Source organism: Pseudomonas sp. B14-6, from assembly GCF_013260315.1.
GTDB classification, from domain to species: domain Bacteria; phylum Pseudomonadota; class Gammaproteobacteria; order Pseudomonadales; family Pseudomonadaceae; genus Aquipseudomonas; species Aquipseudomonas mandelii.
In genome coordinates, this window is record NZ_CP053929.1 from 6,007,401 (window position 1) to 6,023,799 (window position 16,399).

Annotated in this window: 15 protein-coding genes and 2 tRNA genes; 4 read left to right on the forward strand and 13 right to left on the reverse strand. The window is 59.5% G+C overall.

Translation table 11 applies throughout. The features are described from left to right. Positions 1-248: 248 nt before the first annotated feature. Together HP062_RS27395 and HP062_RS27400 are read right to left on the reverse strand one after the other, a co-directional pair. Positions 249-325: transfer RNA gene (locus HP062_RS27395), tRNA-Met, on the reverse strand. A gap of 206 nt (positions 326-531) precedes the next feature. Beyond that, positions 532-608, reverse strand: a tRNA-Met gene (locus tag HP062_RS27400). A 301-nt stretch (positions 609-909) separates the two neighbouring features. Here HP062_RS27400 and dinB point away from each other — a divergent pair. After that, complete coding sequence (dinB, locus tag HP062_RS27405; RefSeq protein ID WP_010462672.1) at positions 910-1,971, forward strand: DNA polymerase IV; 1,062 nt, start codon at positions 910-912, stop codon at positions 1,969-1,971. Between the two features lie 83 nt (positions 1,972-2,054). Here the strand turns inward: dinB and HP062_RS27410 are convergent, their stop codons facing one another. The 4 genes from HP062_RS27410 to HP062_RS27425 all read right to left on the reverse strand — a co-directional run bounded on the left by HP062_RS27410 (position 2,055) and on the right by HP062_RS27425 (position 6,829). After that, positions 2,055-3,008, reverse strand: coding sequence for a hypothetical protein (locus HP062_RS27410; RefSeq protein WP_077750278.1), 954 nt, complete (start codon positions 3,006-3,008; stop codon positions 2,055-2,057). A gap of 17 nt (positions 3,009-3,025) precedes the next feature. Continuing rightward, complete coding sequence (locus HP062_RS27415; protein WP_010462669.1) at positions 3,026-4,741, reverse strand: proline--tRNA ligase; 1,716 nt, start codon at positions 4,739-4,741, stop codon at positions 3,026-3,028. 130 nt (positions 4,742-4,871) lie between these two features. Continuing rightward, a complete protein-coding gene (locus HP062_RS27420; protein WP_010462667.1) occupies positions 4,872-6,431 on the reverse strand; it encodes an AmpG family muropeptide MFS transporter in 1,560 nt (519 codons plus the stop codon). Between the two features lie 44 nt (positions 6,432-6,475). Further along, a complete protein-coding gene (locus HP062_RS27425) occupies positions 6,476-6,829 on the reverse strand; it encodes an MGMT family protein (RefSeq protein WP_077750279.1) in 354 nt (117 codons plus the stop codon). Positions 6,830-6,992: 163 nt separating this feature from the next. Here HP062_RS27425 and HP062_RS27430 point away from each other — a divergent pair, with 163 nt between their 5' ends. Beyond that, entirely contained in the window at positions 6,993-8,000 is a 1,008-nt protein-coding gene (locus HP062_RS27430) for a DUF481 domain-containing protein (protein WP_042932327.1), read from the forward strand. Between the two features lie 109 nt (positions 8,001-8,109). Here HP062_RS27430 and HP062_RS27435 read toward each other — a convergent pair whose 3' ends face one another. Continuing rightward, a complete protein-coding gene (locus HP062_RS27435; RefSeq protein ID WP_002554837.1) occupies positions 8,110-8,319 on the reverse strand; it encodes a cold-shock protein in 210 nt (69 codons plus the stop codon). A 354-nt stretch (positions 8,320-8,673) separates the two neighbouring features. Between HP062_RS27435 and dcd the strand changes: the two genes are divergently transcribed. Both dcd and HP062_RS27445 read left to right on the forward strand, forming a co-directional pair. Further along, the gene (dcd, locus tag HP062_RS27440; RefSeq protein WP_010462661.1) at positions 8,674-9,240 is read left to right on the forward strand and encodes a dCTP deaminase; all 567 of its coding nucleotides are present in this window, start codon (positions 8,674-8,676) and stop codon (positions 9,238-9,240) included. A 106-nt stretch (positions 9,241-9,346) separates the two neighbouring features. Then, positions 9,347-9,556 carry a hypothetical protein gene (locus HP062_RS27445; protein ID WP_010462659.1) on the forward strand — a complete coding sequence of 70 codons (210 nt, stop codon included), beginning with the start codon at positions 9,347-9,349 and terminating at the stop codon, positions 9,554-9,556. A gap of 112 nt (positions 9,557-9,668) precedes the next feature. Here the strand turns inward: HP062_RS27445 and pdeM are convergent, their stop codons facing one another. The 6 genes from pdeM to HP062_RS27475 all read right to left on the reverse strand — a co-directional run bounded on the left by pdeM (position 9,669) and on the right by HP062_RS27475 (position 16,372). Beyond that, positions 9,669-10,328 carry a ligase-associated DNA damage response endonuclease PdeM gene (gene pdeM, locus HP062_RS27450; protein WP_172792345.1) on the reverse strand — a complete coding sequence of 220 codons (660 nt, stop codon included), beginning with the start codon at positions 10,326-10,328 and terminating at the stop codon, positions 9,669-9,671. Further along, entirely contained in the window at positions 10,328-12,814 is a 2,487-nt protein-coding gene (locus tag HP062_RS27455; protein ID WP_172792346.1) for a ligase-associated DNA damage response DEXH box helicase, read from the reverse strand. The genes pdeM and HP062_RS27455 overlap by 1 nt, the downstream gene beginning before the upstream one ends. Before the next feature lie 196 nt (positions 12,815-13,010). After that, a complete protein-coding gene (locus tag HP062_RS27460; protein WP_010462652.1) occupies positions 13,011-13,775 on the reverse strand; it encodes an ABC transporter ATP-binding protein in 765 nt (254 codons plus the stop codon). A gap of 13 nt (positions 13,776-13,788) precedes the next feature. After that, positions 13,789-14,907: a succinylglutamate desuccinylase/aspartoacylase family protein gene (locus HP062_RS27465; protein WP_154912956.1), complete on the reverse strand. Its 1,119-nt coding sequence runs from the start codon at positions 14,905-14,907 to the stop codon at positions 13,789-13,791. A 29-nt stretch (positions 14,908-14,936) separates the two neighbouring features. Then, entirely contained in the window at positions 14,937-15,647 is a 711-nt protein-coding gene (locus tag HP062_RS27470) for an ABC transporter permease (protein WP_077750283.1), read from the reverse strand. Then, the gene (locus HP062_RS27475) at positions 15,644-16,372 is read right to left on the reverse strand and encodes an ABC transporter permease (protein ID WP_077750284.1); all 729 of its coding nucleotides are present in this window, start codon (positions 16,370-16,372) and stop codon (positions 15,644-15,646) included. Before HP062_RS27475 ends, HP062_RS27470 begins: the two co-directional genes overlap by 4 nt. Positions 16,373-16,399 lie beyond the last annotated feature (27 nt).

Sequence of the window (16,399 nt, forward strand, 5' to 3'; positions counted from 1 at the left end):
GGGGGTATCCAGCCAAGTTACCAATCCCTGTAGAAAAAAATAATCACAAATATTAACGCCTCTCACCGGTTGACGGCGATGGCATGTCATTGGGCGTCGGGGGGATTTGTCTGCGAATCAGCATAGTCTGAACTCATCGCATTGGAGATCCCGAACGCTTCGCTACACAGTGACAGGTCATTGTTGCGAAAGGACTTTTTCAACAGATACAAAAAAGGCCACTCTTTCGAGTAGCCTTTTTTGATGTTTGGTTGCGGGAGCCGGATTTGAACCGACGACCTTCGGGTTATGAGCCCGACGAGCTACCAGACTGCTCCATCCCGCGTCTGTGTGGCGGCATTCTATAGAGATACGCCTGTGTGTCAACCGTTAATCTGCAACCGGGTCAAATAAGCGTAAATAAGCGGCGAACGGTCGCGGAGCAGACTTAAGTTTCGGAATCAGAACGATTTCTCGCATCTGTTCATGAAGAGGGCACAAAACAGGCGCGCACAAAAAAGGCCACTCTTTCGAGTAGCCTTTTTTGATGTTTGGTTGCGGGAGCCGGATTTGAACCGACGACCTTCGGGTTATGAGCCCGACGAGCTACCAGACTGCTCCATCCCGCGTCTGTGTGTCGGCATTCTACAGAGGATCGCTGGGCTGTCAACCTTCAATCCAGATAAAACCTGTTCTGGTTCAATCGCTTAGCGGCAAGGAAGGGCAGGGCGATCGTCTGCGAGGCAGGCATGGCAAGGCTTGCAGCTCTATCGAGTGACGCTTTTCGATTGAGAAAATAAATTCATCGGTTACTTTTCCTACCGGTGGGGAATAAGATTCAGACTACTGGTGCTATATACAGGTGTCAGTGAGATACTGCCGATCCGGCACGCCATGACTCCATTTCTTCACCATGAACACCGCTTTTATATGAGCCAGCGAAAAATCATCCACGTCGATTGCGACTGCTTCTACGCTGCCATCGAAATGCGTGACGACCCGCGCCTGGCGGGTAAACCGCTGGCGGTGGGTGGTTCTGCGGACCGGCGCGGGGTGATCGCCACTTGCAACTATGAGGCGCGGGCCTACGGCGTGCGCTCGGCCATGTCTTCCGGGCAAGCCCTGAAGCTGTGTCCGGACCTGACCATCGTCAAGCCGCGCATGGACGCCTATAGAGAAGCGTCGAAGGAAATTCATACGATCTTTCGCGATTACACCGACCTGATCGAGCCGCTTTCCCTCGACGAGGCTTACCTCGACGTGTCGGACTGTGCGCATTTCGGTGGCAGCGCCACGCGCATCGCCCAGGACATTCGCCGCCGAGTCTCTAATCAGTTGCACATCACGGTCTCGGCTGGCGTGGCACCGAACAAGTTTCTGGCCAAGATCGCCAGTGACTGGAAGAAGCCCAACGGTTTGTTTGTGATCACGCCTGATCAGGTTGAAGACTTTGTCAGTGGTTTGCCCGTCAGCAAGCTGCATGGCGTTGGCAAAGTGACCGCCGACAAGCTGGGCAGGCTCGGCATTGTCGATTGCTCGCATTTGCGCGAGTGGGGCAAGTTGGCGCTGGTGCGTGAATTTGGCAGCTTCGGCGAGCGACTCTGGAGCCTGGCCCGGGGGATTGATGACCGTCAGGTGCACAACGACAGCCGCCGGCAATCGATCAGTGTTGAAAACACCTATGACGTGGACCTGCCGGATCTGGTCAGCTGCCTGGATAAACTACCCGAGCTGCTGGAAACGCTGGCGGGGCGCATGGCGCGGATCGACAGCAGCTATCGGCCGGGCAAGCCGTTCGTCAAAGTGAAGTTCCATGACTTTACCCAGACGACGCTGGAACAAGCCGGGGCAGGGCGGGATTTGGGCAGTTATCAGTTGTTGCTGACCCAGGCGTTCAATCGCGGCGGGAAACCGGTGCGGTTGTTGGGGATTGGCGTGCGGTTGGAGGATTTGCGGGGTGGGTTTGAGCAGATGGAGTTGTTTGAGCGGTAGTTTTGCGGTGAATGTGAGGGCCTCTTCGCGGGCAAGCCTCGCTCCTACAGGTATCGCATCTTGTAGGGGCGAAGCTTTTGCTTTTAATTCGGTCCAGGATCCGCCACCAGTCGCCCGGCATCCTTGGTCAATGACTTGAGGAATTCGGTCTGCAACTCTGGATCGTTGCGGGTCAGTTCGATCAGGCTTTGTTCCAGCTCGCTGGCTTCTTCTTCAAGACCCAGTTCCGACAAGCGCTTGACCCGGTGTACCCACTGGCTCACTTCGTCGTCTTCGAGGTCGTCATAAATCAGGCCATGGGCTTCGAGCAGTTTGCCGCGCAATGAACTGCTGACTGCCAGGGACGAATCGCTGTGTACATCGTCCTGGCCGTCTTCGACGCTGATCAGCAGTCGGCTCAGATGATTGATGTCATGTTCGGCGAATGGGCTGTCCAGCAGGTTCAGGCGCAGAACACCGTTTTTGTCGGTGCTCAGATCAAACGTTTCCTTGCCGGCTTTCACCACCACCGGGCGCTCGCTCCAGGGCAGGCTCGAGTATTCGGTGCGCTTGTCGAGCTGGATCTCATCGATCCCGGCCAGGTTTTGTTGCGCCCGACCGTTGGACTGCACGTTCATGAGCGGGTTGAGCCCGGCAAAACCGTAGCTCAGCCAATCCTTGGTCACGCTGTCCGGCAGACTGCCGAGGGTGAATACGTTGACCACATTCGCCCCGACACCGCCCACCACCGCGACCGCGCCCAGCGGAATCTCGTAGACCTCCCGCCAGGGTTGGTAAGGCGTGTAGCGATCATAGTGACGCGTGACTTCGAATTCGGTGACTTCGAACGTTTTCTGCTCGTGGATTTTCACCCGACGTTGCGGCAACTCAAGCACCTTGGGCTCGCCGACATCGATCTGCAGGCTGTGATCGAGCAATTTGCGCTCGACACGCTCCTCGTGCTCGCTGCGTTGCGACATGTGATTGGCACAGCCGCTGACCAGCAGGGTGACGCACAGGGCGCCACCACCGAGGCCTAAGGTGTTTCGCTTGAACATGACTTCTCTATCTGGTGTCAGCGGCGGATACGGGCCTGGAGGAAAGACAGCACGTCAGCAACCGGCAGCGCTTGCGCTTCAGGTTCGGTACGGCTCTTGTATTCCAGATTGCCTTCGGCGAGGCCGCGGTCACTGACCACGATCCGGTGAGGAATGCCGATCAGCTCCATGTCCGCGAACTTGATGCCCGGGCTGGTTTTCTTGTCGCGATCGTCCAGCAGCACTTCGAAGCCGGCTGCAGTCAGTTCTGCATACAGCTTGTCGGTGGCTTCACGAACCTGTTCGGTTTCGTAGCGCAATGGCACCAAAGCGACTTGGAATGGAGCCAGTGTGTCGCTCCAGATGATCCCGTTGGCGTCGTTGTTCTGCTCGATGGCCGCAGCCACCACGCGGGAAACGCCGATGCCGTAGCAACCCATTTCCAGGGTAACCGGCTTGCCGTTCTCGCCCAGCACTTCGCACTTCATCGCCTTGCTGTACTTGTTGCCCAGCTGGAAGATGTGCCCGACTTCGATGCCGCGCTTGATTTCCAGGGTGCCCTTGCCATCCGGGCTTGGGTCGCCGGCGACAACGTTACGCAGGTCGGCAACGGTCGGAACCGGCAGATCACGCTCCCAGTTCACGCCGAAGTAGTGCTTGTCGTCGATGTTGGCACCGATGCCGAAGTCGCTCATCAGCTCGACGGAACGGTCGATGATGATCGGCAATGGCAGGTTCAACGGGCCGAGGGAACCGGCGCCGGCGCCAATGGCGTCGCGCAATTCGCTTTCGGAAGCCATGACCAGCGGGCTGGCAACGCCTGGCTGGTTGCCGGCCTTGATTTCGTTCAGCTCGTGGTCGCCACGGATGATCAGGGCAATCAGCTTGCCTTGCTCTTCAGCGTGAACCACGAGGGTCTTGATGGTCTTTTCAATCGGCAGGTTGAAGCCTTCGACCAGTTGCGCAATGGTCTTGGCGTTCGGCGTGTCGACCAGGCGCAGTTCTTCAGTCGGTGCGGCGCGGGAGGTTTCACGCGGCACGGCTTCGGCTTTCTCGATGTTCGCGGCGTAGTCGGAACCGTTGCTGAAGACGATATCGTCTTCGCCGGACTCGGCCAGTACATGGAACTCGTGGGAGCCGGCACCGCCGATGGAGCCGTTGTCGGCTTCTACAGGGCGGAACTTCAGGCCCAGACGGGTAAACACGTTGCAGTACGCCTGGTGCATGCGGTCGTAGGTGATCTGCAGCGAAGGCTGATCAGCGTGGAACGAATAGGCGTCCTTCATGATGAACTCGCGGCCGCGCATCAAACCGAAGCGTGGGCGGATTTCGTCACGGAATTTGGTCTGGATCTGATACAGGTTGATCGGCAGCTGCTTGTAGCTGCTCAATTCGTTGCGCATCAGGTCGGTGATCACTTCTTCGTGGGTCGGGCCGGCGCAGAAGTCGCGACCGTGGCGATCCTTGAAGCGTAGCAATTCAGGGCCGTATTCTTCCCAGCGACCGGATTCCTGCCACAGCTCAGCCGGTTGGGTGCTCGGCATCAACACTTCGAGAGAGCCTGCGGCGTTCATTTCTTCACGAACGATGGCTTCGACCTTGCGCATCACTCGCAAGCCCATCGGCAGCCAGGTGTAGAGGCCCGAGGCGAGTTTGCGGATCATGCCGGCGCGCAGCATCAGCTGATGGCTGATGACGACCGCGTCGGAAGGCGTTTCTTTCTGTGTGGCGAGCAAAAATTGACTGGTGCGCATGGTTGGCCGTTGTCGGTTGCTGATGACGAGAAATGACGGAGCATTGTACGGGCGAGATCCGCTGGCGTACAGGCGTGCGGTCGGCGGTGTGGCACGAGGGCGGGAATCGTCGCGCCCTCTGCGAAATGTCCTACGATTCTTCCGCGACCTGGGTCGGCACCGGTTCGGGTGTCGGCGTCGGACCTGCGCGACGGCTCTCCTGGTACCAGTGCAGGGCGATCAACAGCAGGGTCGGAACACCCAACAGCGCCGTGATCAGGAAGAAGTTGTGGTAACCGAATTTCTCTACCATGACCCCTGAATAACCGCCGATCAAGCGTGGCAGCAGGAGCATGATCGAGCTGAGCAGGGCGTACTGGGTGGCCGAGAATTTCAGGTTTGTCAGGCTCGACAGGTACGCGACGAACGCTGACGTCGCCAGGCCCGAGCTGAAGTTGTCCAGGGAAATGGTCAGGATCAGCATGTTCAGGTTGGCGCCCATGTCGGCGAGCATCAGGAACAGCAGGTTGGTGCCGGCCGATGTAATGCCGCCGATGAGCAGGATCGGCAGGATGCCGAAACGCACGATCAGCAGGCCGCCCATGCCGGCGCCGACCAGGGTCATGATCAGGCCGAAGATTTTGCTGACACTGGCGATCTGGTCCTTGGTGAAGCCCTGGTCGATGTAGAACACGTTGGCCATCACGCCCATCACCGTATCGGACATGCGGTAGGTGGCGATCAGCCCGAGCAGCAGGAACGCTTGCCAGCGGTAACGCAGAATGAAGTCGTTGATCGGCGTCAGCACCGGTGCCAGGCCGCGACGGCCCATGGCCGACAGGCACATAAACGTGAGCGTGGTGTAGAGGATGGCCCGCAGGAAGGCGCGGTCTTCGAGCAGCAGGTCGAGCGGGCTCGCGCCTTCGAACAGCACGCTGGCGAAGTCGGTGTTGTAGAGCTGGGTAAACATGGCCGGCACGGACACCAGCAGCACGATCAGCACGAACACCGACATCAGTTGATGCATAAAGCTGTAGCGGCCGGCTTGAAGTTGGGTACGCAGGGGAACAGGCGGTTCGCGCATGAACAGCGTCGTCAGCAGCGCCGGGACCATCAGGGCGCCAAACAACACGTAGGTACCGGCCCAGGCCGAATGCTGGTAATTGAAACCCGTGGAGCCAAAGCCTTCTGCGAAAAACAGCGCGCCGGCCGTCGCCAGCAGCGCGGCGATCCGATAGCCGGACATGTAGCTGGCAGCGAGCGCTGCCTGGCGAGTGTCGTCGGCGATTTCCAGGCGATAGGCGTCAACCGCAATGTCTTGCGTCGCCGACGCGAAGGCGACGACCACGGCGATGGCGATCAGCCAGGACAAGTGCTTTTGCGGGTCGCAGAAACCCATCCCGATCAGACCGAGGATCACCAGTGCCTGGGAGAGCACCAGCCAGGAACGTCGTCGACCGAGTTTGCCGAGAAAGGGCAGGCGCCATTGGTCGAGCAGCGGGGACCAGACCCATTTAAAGGCATAGGCCAAGCCGATCAGACTTGCATAACCGATGGTTTCGCGGGCCACACCGGCCTCACGCAGCCAAACGGAGAGCGTCGAAAACACCAGCATGTAGGGCAGGCCGGCGGCGAAACCAAGCAACAACAACACAAGCGTCGAGGGGCTGGCATAGGCGGCGAGCGCGGCGCGCCAGGTTTTACGGGGCATGGGCTGGAGTCTGCCTCAAGAGTTACGGAAACAAAGCGCGCACTCTAACCGCTGTGCTCTACCGGGCGCCAGCCATGGCGCTGAATATCAACACGATTGTTCAGGATACTGACGCCTTCGGAGCGCAATCGCGCGCGCTGCTCATCCCCTGAAGGGCTGCCTACGGGCAGGCTGATCCGACCGCCGGCACCCAGTACGCGGTGCCATGGCAGCTTGGTGTCGCCGGGCAGCTGGCTCAATGTGCGTCCCACCCAGCGCGCGGCTCGGCCCAGTCCGGCCAGTTCGGCGAGTTGACCATAGCTGACCACTTTGCCTTCGGGCACCTGCGCGAGGGTCAAGTAGAGCGCCGTGCGTCGGATTTGCGCTGCACTTTCGGTTTCAGTGGTTGGGTCGGTCACGTCCGTGGTTCCTGAAAAAATTCGCCTTACCGTCCGTAGAGTAAGTCCTGGATGCGCAATTGAGAAATGAACTCAATAGAAATAGTCGGGTCAGTCCTTGCTAGGGTCTTATTCCCAGGGATAATGCCGACTTTTTTTCGCAAACTTGAGCCTGTATTTGCTTATGGTATCCAGAACCCTGCTGTGCCTTGCTGTCATGAGTGCCTCCACGCCGTTGCTCGCTGATACCGTCTGGTTGAAGAACGGTGACAAACTGAGCGGCAAGATCACGCTGTTCGATGGCGGTAAATTGCTGATACAGACCGAATATGCCGGTGCGGTTCCGATCGACTGGAAGCAGGTCAAGACCCTGGAAAGTGATCAGGAGTTGCTGGTCAAGCAAGATGCCTACACCGGCGAGAAGGCCAAGTCGCTGCATGCAGCAGACGACGGCAAGGTGACGCTGGAAAACGGCGAAGCGCCGAAGACGGTCGAGCTGGCGAGTATCCAGCAGATTCTCAAGCCCAAGCCTGTGGTTGAAGATCTGGTGTGGAAAGGCAATGTCGACGCGGCGCTGGATTACCAGCGGGCGGAAAAAGACACCGATGACTACGACATCGACTTCAAGACCACGGCGCGCCATGGCAAATGGCGGCACACGGCGGAAGGCGAGTACAACCGCGAATTCCAGGATGACGTGGTCACTACCGACAACTGGCGGGGCGAATACTCGCTCGACCGTTTCCTGACCGAGAAGTGGTTCTGGCAAGGCCGCGCGGTCTATAAGCGCGACAAGGTAGAAGACCTCTCCCGTCAGCGCACTGTCGGTACCGGTCCGGGTTACCAGTTCTGGGATAACGAACTCGGCGCATTCTCCCTGGGCTCGCTGGTCAACCGCACGGACTATGAGTTCTCCGACGGCAGCAAGGAAAACTTCTATTCCCTGGCGATGAAGTGGGACTACAACCGTTACCTGATCGGCAAGAAGGTGGAGTTCTTCACCAATGGCGAAGTGGGCAAGCCGTTGTCGGGGGTAGCGGATTACGCGCTCGATGCCGAAATGGGCTTGCGCTACAAGGTCACCGAGTGGGCTTCGCTTAACCTCAAGGCCGAGCGAGACATCATCAGCGGTACCGACGATGCTGATCTGGACAAAACGCGTTACACCGCAGGGTTTGGTGTGGCCTGGTAAGACGCAAAAAATCGCAGCCGTGGGCTGCGATTTTTTTTGCCTGCAAAACACACAGACACAAAAAAGCCCCGCTTTTGAGGGCGGGGCCTTTTACTAAAGCAAGTACAAGTTAGATAACTTGAACTTCTTCAGCTTGCATGCCTTTCTGACCGCGGGTAGCGATGAAAGAAACCTGTTGGCCTTCTTTCAGGCTTTTGAAGCCGTCGGATTGGATAGCTTTGAAGTGAACGAACAGGTCGTCACCGGATTGTGGAGTGATGAAGCCGAAGCCTTTTTCATCGTTGAACCACTTAACGGTACCAGTTTGGCGATTAGACATGGTGTAACTCCTTGAACAAAGATAACTGCGACGCAGGAAGAACCCTGGCCGAGACTGAGTGCAAAGAGCAGGAAAAATTCTTGTAGATGGTTGGATCGAAATTCAACATATCGTGTAGAGATTCTCAGTGACACAAGCAGCACAGTGGCGCCACCTTAACCCTTTTTCCGGAACGTGCCAATGCTTCCGGTGAAGGTTTCTCTGATTTCATGACTGACGGTCCGCCAATTTACGGCGAAGGCCCAGATATCACAGGGGATCGGCGAGAATTATGCCCCGGACTTTGAACCCGGAGCGCGCGCCCGGTAAGATGCCGGACAGAATTTTTCCACCTCGCTATTCAGGACACCCGCCATGAGCATCAAATCGGACAAGTGGATTCGCCGCATGGCGCAGGAACACGGCATGATCGAGCCGTTCGTCGAGCGCCAGGTGCGCGGCAGCGACGATAACCGTGTGATCTCCTACGGCGTGTCGAGTTACGGTTACGACGTTCGTTGCACTAGTCATTTCAAGGTGTTCACCAATATTAATTCGGCCATTGTCGACCCGAAAAATTTCGATGCCGGCAGCTTCGTCGACATCCATAGCGACGTCTGCATCATCCCGCCGAACTCTTTCGCCTTGGCCAGCACCGTCGAATACTTCCGTATTCCGCGCAACGTATTGACCATCTGCCTGGGCAAAAGCACCTACGCCCGCTGCGGCATCATCGTCAACGTCACCCCGCTTGAGCCAGAGTGGGAGGGGCACGTGACCCTGGAATTCTCGAACACAACCAACCTGCCTGCGAAAATCTATGCCAACGAAGGCGTGGCGCAGATGCTGTTCCTTGAATCCGACGAAGAGTGCGAAGTGTCCTATAAGGACCGTGGCGGCAAGTATCAGGGCCAACGCGGCGTCACCTTGCCACGCACCTGATCCATTCATCTGGCAGGTCGCGGGAATTCTTGAGCGGGTAGACACTCTATTGGGTGTACTGCCCGGTTCGCGTACAGCGGACGGGGCCATCGCTCAGGAGTGCTTTATGAAGATCGATCCGCGAATAAGTGCCGAACTGGCAAGGCTTGAGCCCAATCAGATTGGCGTCCTGGCCTGGTCCTTGTTGGCACATCCAGCCATCAGCATGGCAGGGGGCATCCCCGGCCAGCCTGATCCTGATACCCCGAACGAGCAGCCTACCGAGCCCGGCGAGCCTACCCTGCCGGATGAGCCACCTCCCGCGCCCGTAGCCTGATTGCTATTACCTGCAGGGGCGAAGCTTGCTTTGGACGGAGTTCCGACGAAGGCGTTGTGTCAGACAACATCATCCTTATCTGACACACCGCCTTCGCGAGCAAGCTTCGCTCCTACGCGCTGACTGGCCATATTTCGTTGTCGCCGATGACAAAGATCCTGCAGCTGTCGTCCCGTTCGATCTGATAGCCGCCGGTAAACGCGCCGAAGGCCGGGAGCAGGCTGATGTCCTCGCCCAATCTGAAACACGCCAGGCGCAAACGTTGCCGACCTTTGCCGTTCAGCCGATAAACCGGATGCACATGCCCGGCGAGTACATGCCGGTGCGGATGCGGATCGGGCTCATGCTGCAAGGCGAACGGTCCGAGCAACAACGGTTCGGGCACTACGCGTATGTTTAACGAAGCCGGCGGGTCCCCGGCGCGTTTGTCGTGGTTGCCGCGGATCAGCGTCATTGGCAGATCCGGGTGCCGCGCTCGCCACTCAGCCAGGGCGCTTAACGTGCCGCAAGCATGGGAGCCGGGCCCGTGCAGAAAATCCCCAAGGAAAATCAGCTGACGGCAGGGTAGGGCGGCCAACATTCCGTCCAGCACCGCGACATTGCTGGCGGTGGTGCCATGGGGCACCGGCTGGCCAAGGCTGCGATACGCCGCCGCTTTGCCAAAATGCACATCGGCGATCAGCAGGGCTTGTTGCGCCGGCCAGTAAATGGCTTTTTCCGGCAGCAGCCACAGTTCTTCACCGGCCAGACTCACGGGATAGGGCGTACTCATCAGGTTTTCCCGGTTTCGGCGGTTTTCTCAAGGTCGGTGACCATGCGACGGATACGGTCCGCGAGTTTTTCCGAGCTCATGCTTTCCCGCATGCGTTCAACCAACAGGGGAAACCCCAGCGGCGTAGGACGTTTGATCTGATGCAGGTCCAGTTTCAGGCGATTGATACGCGCCAACGTCTGTTCCAGACGATGAATATCCAGTTCTTCCCGTAGGACTTCTTCCCCGGCCTGCGCCAGCAATAGATTCCCCGCGTCGTACTGCTTGAACACCTCGAAGAACAGTCCGCTGGAGGCTTGAACCTGCCGTGTGCTTTTCGGTGCGCCGGGGTAGCCGGCAAACACCAGTCCGGCAATTCGGGCGATTTCCCGAAAGCGGCGAAGCGCGAGTTCGCCGGCATTCAAGCTCGCGAGGACATCGTTCAACAAGTGCTCGGCGCTCAACAGGCCTGGGTTCAACACCTGCGACCAATCCACAGAGGTGGCGCTGAGTAACTCCAGCCCGTAATCATTGACCGCGATGGAAAACGTCACCGCCTGCTGCTGGCTGACCCGCCACGCCAGCAAACTCGCCAGGCCCAGATGCACCTGACGCCCGGCAAAGGGGTACAGGAACAGGTGCCAGCCTTCGCGGGATTTCAGTGCTTCGGCCAGCAACGAGTTCGAGGTCGGCAACCCGGACCAGCGTCGCTGCACCTCCAGCAGCGGCCGCAGAGCCCGCATCTCCGGGCCGATGAACTCGCCTTGCTCCGCTGCACTGAAACGCGCGACCACCGCCTGCGCCAGTTCGTTGGAAAGGGGCATCCGCCCGCCATTCCAGCGCGGCACCGCGGCTTTTTTCGCGGTGCTGCGTTTGACATAAGCGGTCATGTTTTCCACCCGCACCAACTCCAGCAAGCGCCCCGCGAACAGGAAACCGTCGCCCGGCTTCAGTCGCGCAATAAAACCTTCCTCGACACTGCCCAACTGCTTGCCGCCGCCGCCCTTGCTCCAGAACTTCAGCTGAATGCTCGCATCGCTGACGATGGTGCCGATGCTCATGCGATGTCGCCGCGCCAGCCGCGCATCGGGTACACGCCAGACGCCAAACTCGTCAGGCTCGACCCGGCGATAATCCGGATAGGCTGTCAGGGAAAGCCCGCCATGGCGTACAAACGCCAGCGCCCAAGTCCAATCCGCCGCCGTCAGGTCTTGATAAGCCCAGGTTCTACGGACTTCTTCATACAATTCGTCGGGAACAAACCCACCGCCCAGCGCCATGCTCACCAGGTGTTGAACCAGCACATCCAGCGGTTTGTGCGGCGACTCCCGGGGCTCGATGCTGCGTTGCGCCACGGCATCTTGAGCCGCCGCCGCTTCGATCAGCTCCAGGCTGTGGGTCGGCACCAACGTCACCCGTGACACTCGCCCCGGCGCATGACCGGAACGCCCGGCCCGCTGCATCAGGCGCGCCACACCTTTGGCCGAGCCGATTTGCAGCACCCGTTCCACCGGCAGGAAATCCACCCCCAGGTCCAGGCTTGAGGTACAGACCACTGCTTTGAGCTGGCCTTCCTTCAGCGCTCGCTCGACCCAGTCGCGGGTGTCTCGCGACAGTGAGCTGTGGTGCAAGGCGATCAGCCCGGCCCAATCGGGGCGCGCCTCCAGCAACGCCTGATACCAGATCTCGGATTGCGCGCGAGTGTTGGTGAACACCAGGCTGCTGGGGCTGGAGTCTATTTCGGCGACGACTTGCGGCAACATCTTCAAGCCAATGTGGCCGGCCCAGGGAAATCGCTCGATGGCCGGCGGTAGCAACGTGTCGACCCGCAGTTCCTTGGACGTCTGGCCTTGAACACTGATGCCGCCACCTTGTGGGATCAACACCTGTTCGGCGTGGGCCTGATTACCCAGCGTCGCGGAAACGCCCCACACGATCAGGTCCGTACTCCATCGACGCAAACGGGCGAGGGCCAGTTGCAGCTGCACGCCGCGTTTGTTGCCGAGCAGTTCGTGCCATTCGTCGACCACCACCATGCGCAAGGTCGATAGCGCTGCTTGCGCATCGGCACGGGCGAGCATCAGGGTCAGGCTTTCAGGGGTGGTGATCAGCGTGGTGGGCAGGCGTCGGCTCTGCCGCGCACGTTCGCTGCTGCTCGTGTCGCCGGTGCGCAGGCCGACGCTCCAGGGGATCTGCAGGTCGTGCAGCGGTGCTTCAAGGGCGCGAGCGGTGTCGGCGGCCAAGGCGCGCATGGGGGTTATCCACAGCACCGTCAGCGGTTCGGCCAGCGGTTTTCGTTTGCGAGGTTTTTCAACAGGGGCAATGGACGTGGCGTAGCGATTGAGCGCGGCAAACCAGACTGCATAGGTTTTACCGGCACCCGTGCTGGCATGCAGTAATCCGGACTCACCGCGCTTGACGGCCGTCCACACTTGCTTCTGAAAGGCGAATGGCTTCCAGTCGCGGGCGCTGAACCATTGTGATGCGTAGTCGGTGGACGATCCCATGCCGGCGGTGTGCGCTCTGAAAGTCTTCTTTCAGTGACCGCGGCGTGGGTGAACAAGTTTAATCGCAGTACTGCTGATCGGAATCTGAACCCAGTAGGAGCGAAGCTGGCTCGCGAAGGCGGAGTGTCAGGCAACGATGATGTCGGCTGATACTCCGCCTTGGCGAGCCAGCTTCGCTCCTACAGGCTTTGCAGTGTTACTTGAGGTTGCCGCTCAGGAACTGCTGCAACCGCTCGCTCTTCGGGTTGCCCAGCACGTCTTCCGGCGCGCCTTCTTCCTCGACCAGGCCCTGATGCAGAAACAGCACCTGGCTCGACACCTTGCGGGCGAAGCTCATTTCGTGAGTCACCATGATCATGGTCCGGCCTTCTTCGGCCAGGCCTTGAATCACCCGCAGCACTTCACCCACCAGCTCAGGGTCGAGCGCCGAGGTCGGTTCATCGAACAGCATGACTTCCGGTTCCATGGCCAATGCCCGCGCAATCGCCACGCGTTGTTGCTGGCCACCGGAAAGAAACGCCGGGTATTGATCCGCCACGCGCGCCGCCAGCCCGACCTTGTCGAGGTAACGCCGCGCGCGGTCTTCGGCTTCCTCTTTGCTGCAACCCAGCACCCGGCGCGGGGCCATGGTGATGTTTTCCAGCACCGTCATGTGGCTCCACAGGTTGAAGTGCTGGAACACCATGGCCAGGCGGGTGCGGATTTTTTGCAGTTCATCGGGGTCAGCCACGTGCATGCCGTGGCGGTCCTTGATCATGCGGATGTTCTGGCCGTCCAGGGTCATGGCGCCGTCATTGGGCTGTTCGAGAAAGTTGATGCAGCGCAGAAAGGTGCTTTTGCCCGAGCCGCTGGCGCCGATAAGGCTGATGACGTCGCCGGTGTTGGCCTTGAGTGACACGCCTTTGAGCACATGATGATCGCCATAGCTTTTATGCAGGCCTTCGATGGTCAGTTTGTACATGGGGCATGCATCCTCAAGGCGAAAGTAGGTAGCCGCTGCGATAGGCCTCGGTGCCCGCGACGTGCGCGATCACCATGCCGGCAGTGGCCATGCGCCGCAGCGAGCGGGCGTACATCAGGCCGGCGGCGGTGCAATGAACGGGTGTGACGCGATCGTTGATCGGGTCGATGATTTCGGCGATCAGTTGCCCGGCTTCGAGGTATTCCCCCGGCAGTGCGGTGAACACCAGCAGACCGCCTACCGGTGTCGACACCGGCTCGACGCCGGCCAACGGGGTGGCGGGGTAGGGTAGCTCGGGCAATGGCGCCGCTTCGCCGGCAATGGCGCCGAAGTGAATCAGGTAGTCGATCAGCGCCTGGCAGTCGAGACTGGCCAGAGGATGATTGACGTCGCCCTGGCCGCGCAACTCGACGGTGACCGAGAAACTCCCCAACGGGATGTTGAACTGTTCGCCGAAGCGTTCTTTCAACTGCCACCAGAGCAGGGTGAAACATTCATCGAACGACTGACCGCCGGAATCGGTGGCCAGCAGGCTCGCTTCGGCGCCGATGTAACGGGCCAGCGGCTCGACCTGCGGCCAGGCTTCGGGTGTGGTGTAAAGGTGGGCGACTGCTTCGAAATCGCAATGCAGGTCCAGCACCACGTCCGCATCGCAGGCCAGCCGTTGCAGGGTCAGGCGTTGGGATTGCAGCTGAGTACTGGCGGTTTGCCGAGCGAGGGCGTTGCGCAGGCTTTCGCGGATCAACTCGAGGTTGCGCTGCGGCTCATCGCCAAGCTGGCCTTCGATTTCGTTGCCCACCGCTTCGCTCAAGTCGACGAACCAGCGATTGAAGTTCTGCCCGCTTTCCAGCTCGTAGCGGCCCAGCGGCACATCCATCAGCACCTGTTCCAGGCCGACCGGGTTCGCCACCGGCACCAGCACGATTTCGCTGCGCAGGCGGCCGGCGGCTTCAAGTTCCGCCAGGCGCTGCTTGAGGTGCCAGGCCACCAGCATGCCGGGCATTTCATCGGCATGCAGGGACGACTGGATGTAGATCTTGCCTTTGGCCGACGTTGGGCCGAAGTGGAAACTGTGAATCTGTCGAGCGGTCCCCGGCAGCGGGGCCAGCAAGTCATGTATCTGGTGGCGCATGTTTGTCTCTTTATTCCTGAAAGCGGGTCCTAGTGGGTCGGCCCGAGGAACGCCAGCCATCGGCGTTCGGCGAGGCGGAACAGGCCGACCAGCGCGAAGGTAACGGTCAGGTAGATCAGCGCAGCGATGCCGAACGACTGGAAGGTGAGGAAGGTCGCCGAGTTGGCGTCCCGCGCGACTTTCAGGATGTCCGGGATGGTCGCGGTGAACGCCACGGTGGTCGAGTGCAGCATCAGAATCACTTCGTTGCTGTAATAAGGCAACGAGCGACGCAGGGCCGACGGCATGATCACGTAGGCATACAGCTTCCAGCCTGTCAGACCGTAGGCCTTGGCCGCTTCGACTTCACCGTGGGCCATGCTGCGGATCGCCCCGGCGAAAATCTCCGTGGTGTAGGCGCAGGTGTTCAGGGCGAACGCCAGGATCGTGCAGTTCATCGCATCGCGAAAGAACGCATCCAGTACCGGTTGGGCGCGCACGGCGGCCAGGCTGTAGATGCCGGTGTAGCAAATCAGCAACTGGATATACAGCGGTGTGCCGCGGAACAGGTAGGTGTAGAACTGCACCGGCCAGCGAATGTAGAAGTGCGGCGAGACCCGGGCGATGGACAGCGGGATCGACACCAGGAAACCGATGACGATCGAGGCGGTCAGCAGCCACAGGGTCATGGCCAGGCCCGTGATGTTGTAGCCGTCGGTATAAAGGAAGGGTTTCCAGTATTCCTGCAAGAGTTCGATCATCGTACGGCCTCCCGGGAACCGGCGGCGTAGCGGCGTTCGAGCCAGCGCAGGACGAAGTTGGAAGCGCTTGTGATGAGCAGGTAAATCAGCGCGGCAAGCACCAGGAAGTAAAACAGTTGATAGGTGCTCTTACCGGCGTCTTGCGCTGCTTTGACCAAATCGGCGAGGCCGATGATCGACACCAGCGCGGTGGCCTTGAGCATCACCATCCAGTTGTTGCCGATACCCGGCAGGGCAAAGCGCATCATCTGCGGGAACACCACGATTCGAAAGCGCTGGCCACGTTTGAGGCCATACGCGGTAGCCGCTTCGACCTGGCCCCGAGGCACGGCGAGAATCGCCCCGCGGAAGGTTTCGGTGAAATACGCGCCATAGATGAAGCCCAGGGTGATGACCCCGGCGCTGAACGGGTTGATCTCGATGTATTCCCATTCCATGAAATCGGTAAACGACGTCAGCCAGGTTTGCAGGCTGTAGAAAATCAGCAGCATCAGCACCAGGTCCGGCACGCCGCGAATCAGCGTGGTGTAGATCTGGGCTGGAACCCGCACCAGTTTGACTTTTGACAGTTTGGCGGTGGCGCCGAGCAGGCCGAGCAATACGGCCACGAGCAGCGACAATGCCGATAATTTGATGGTCATCCAGGTGCCTTCCATCAGCAACGGACCGAAGCCCTTGAGGCTGAAGGCTGAGAGCCCCAGGTTTTGTAATAGGTTTTCGAACATAAATCAGCAACCTGATCGGGTGAAAAA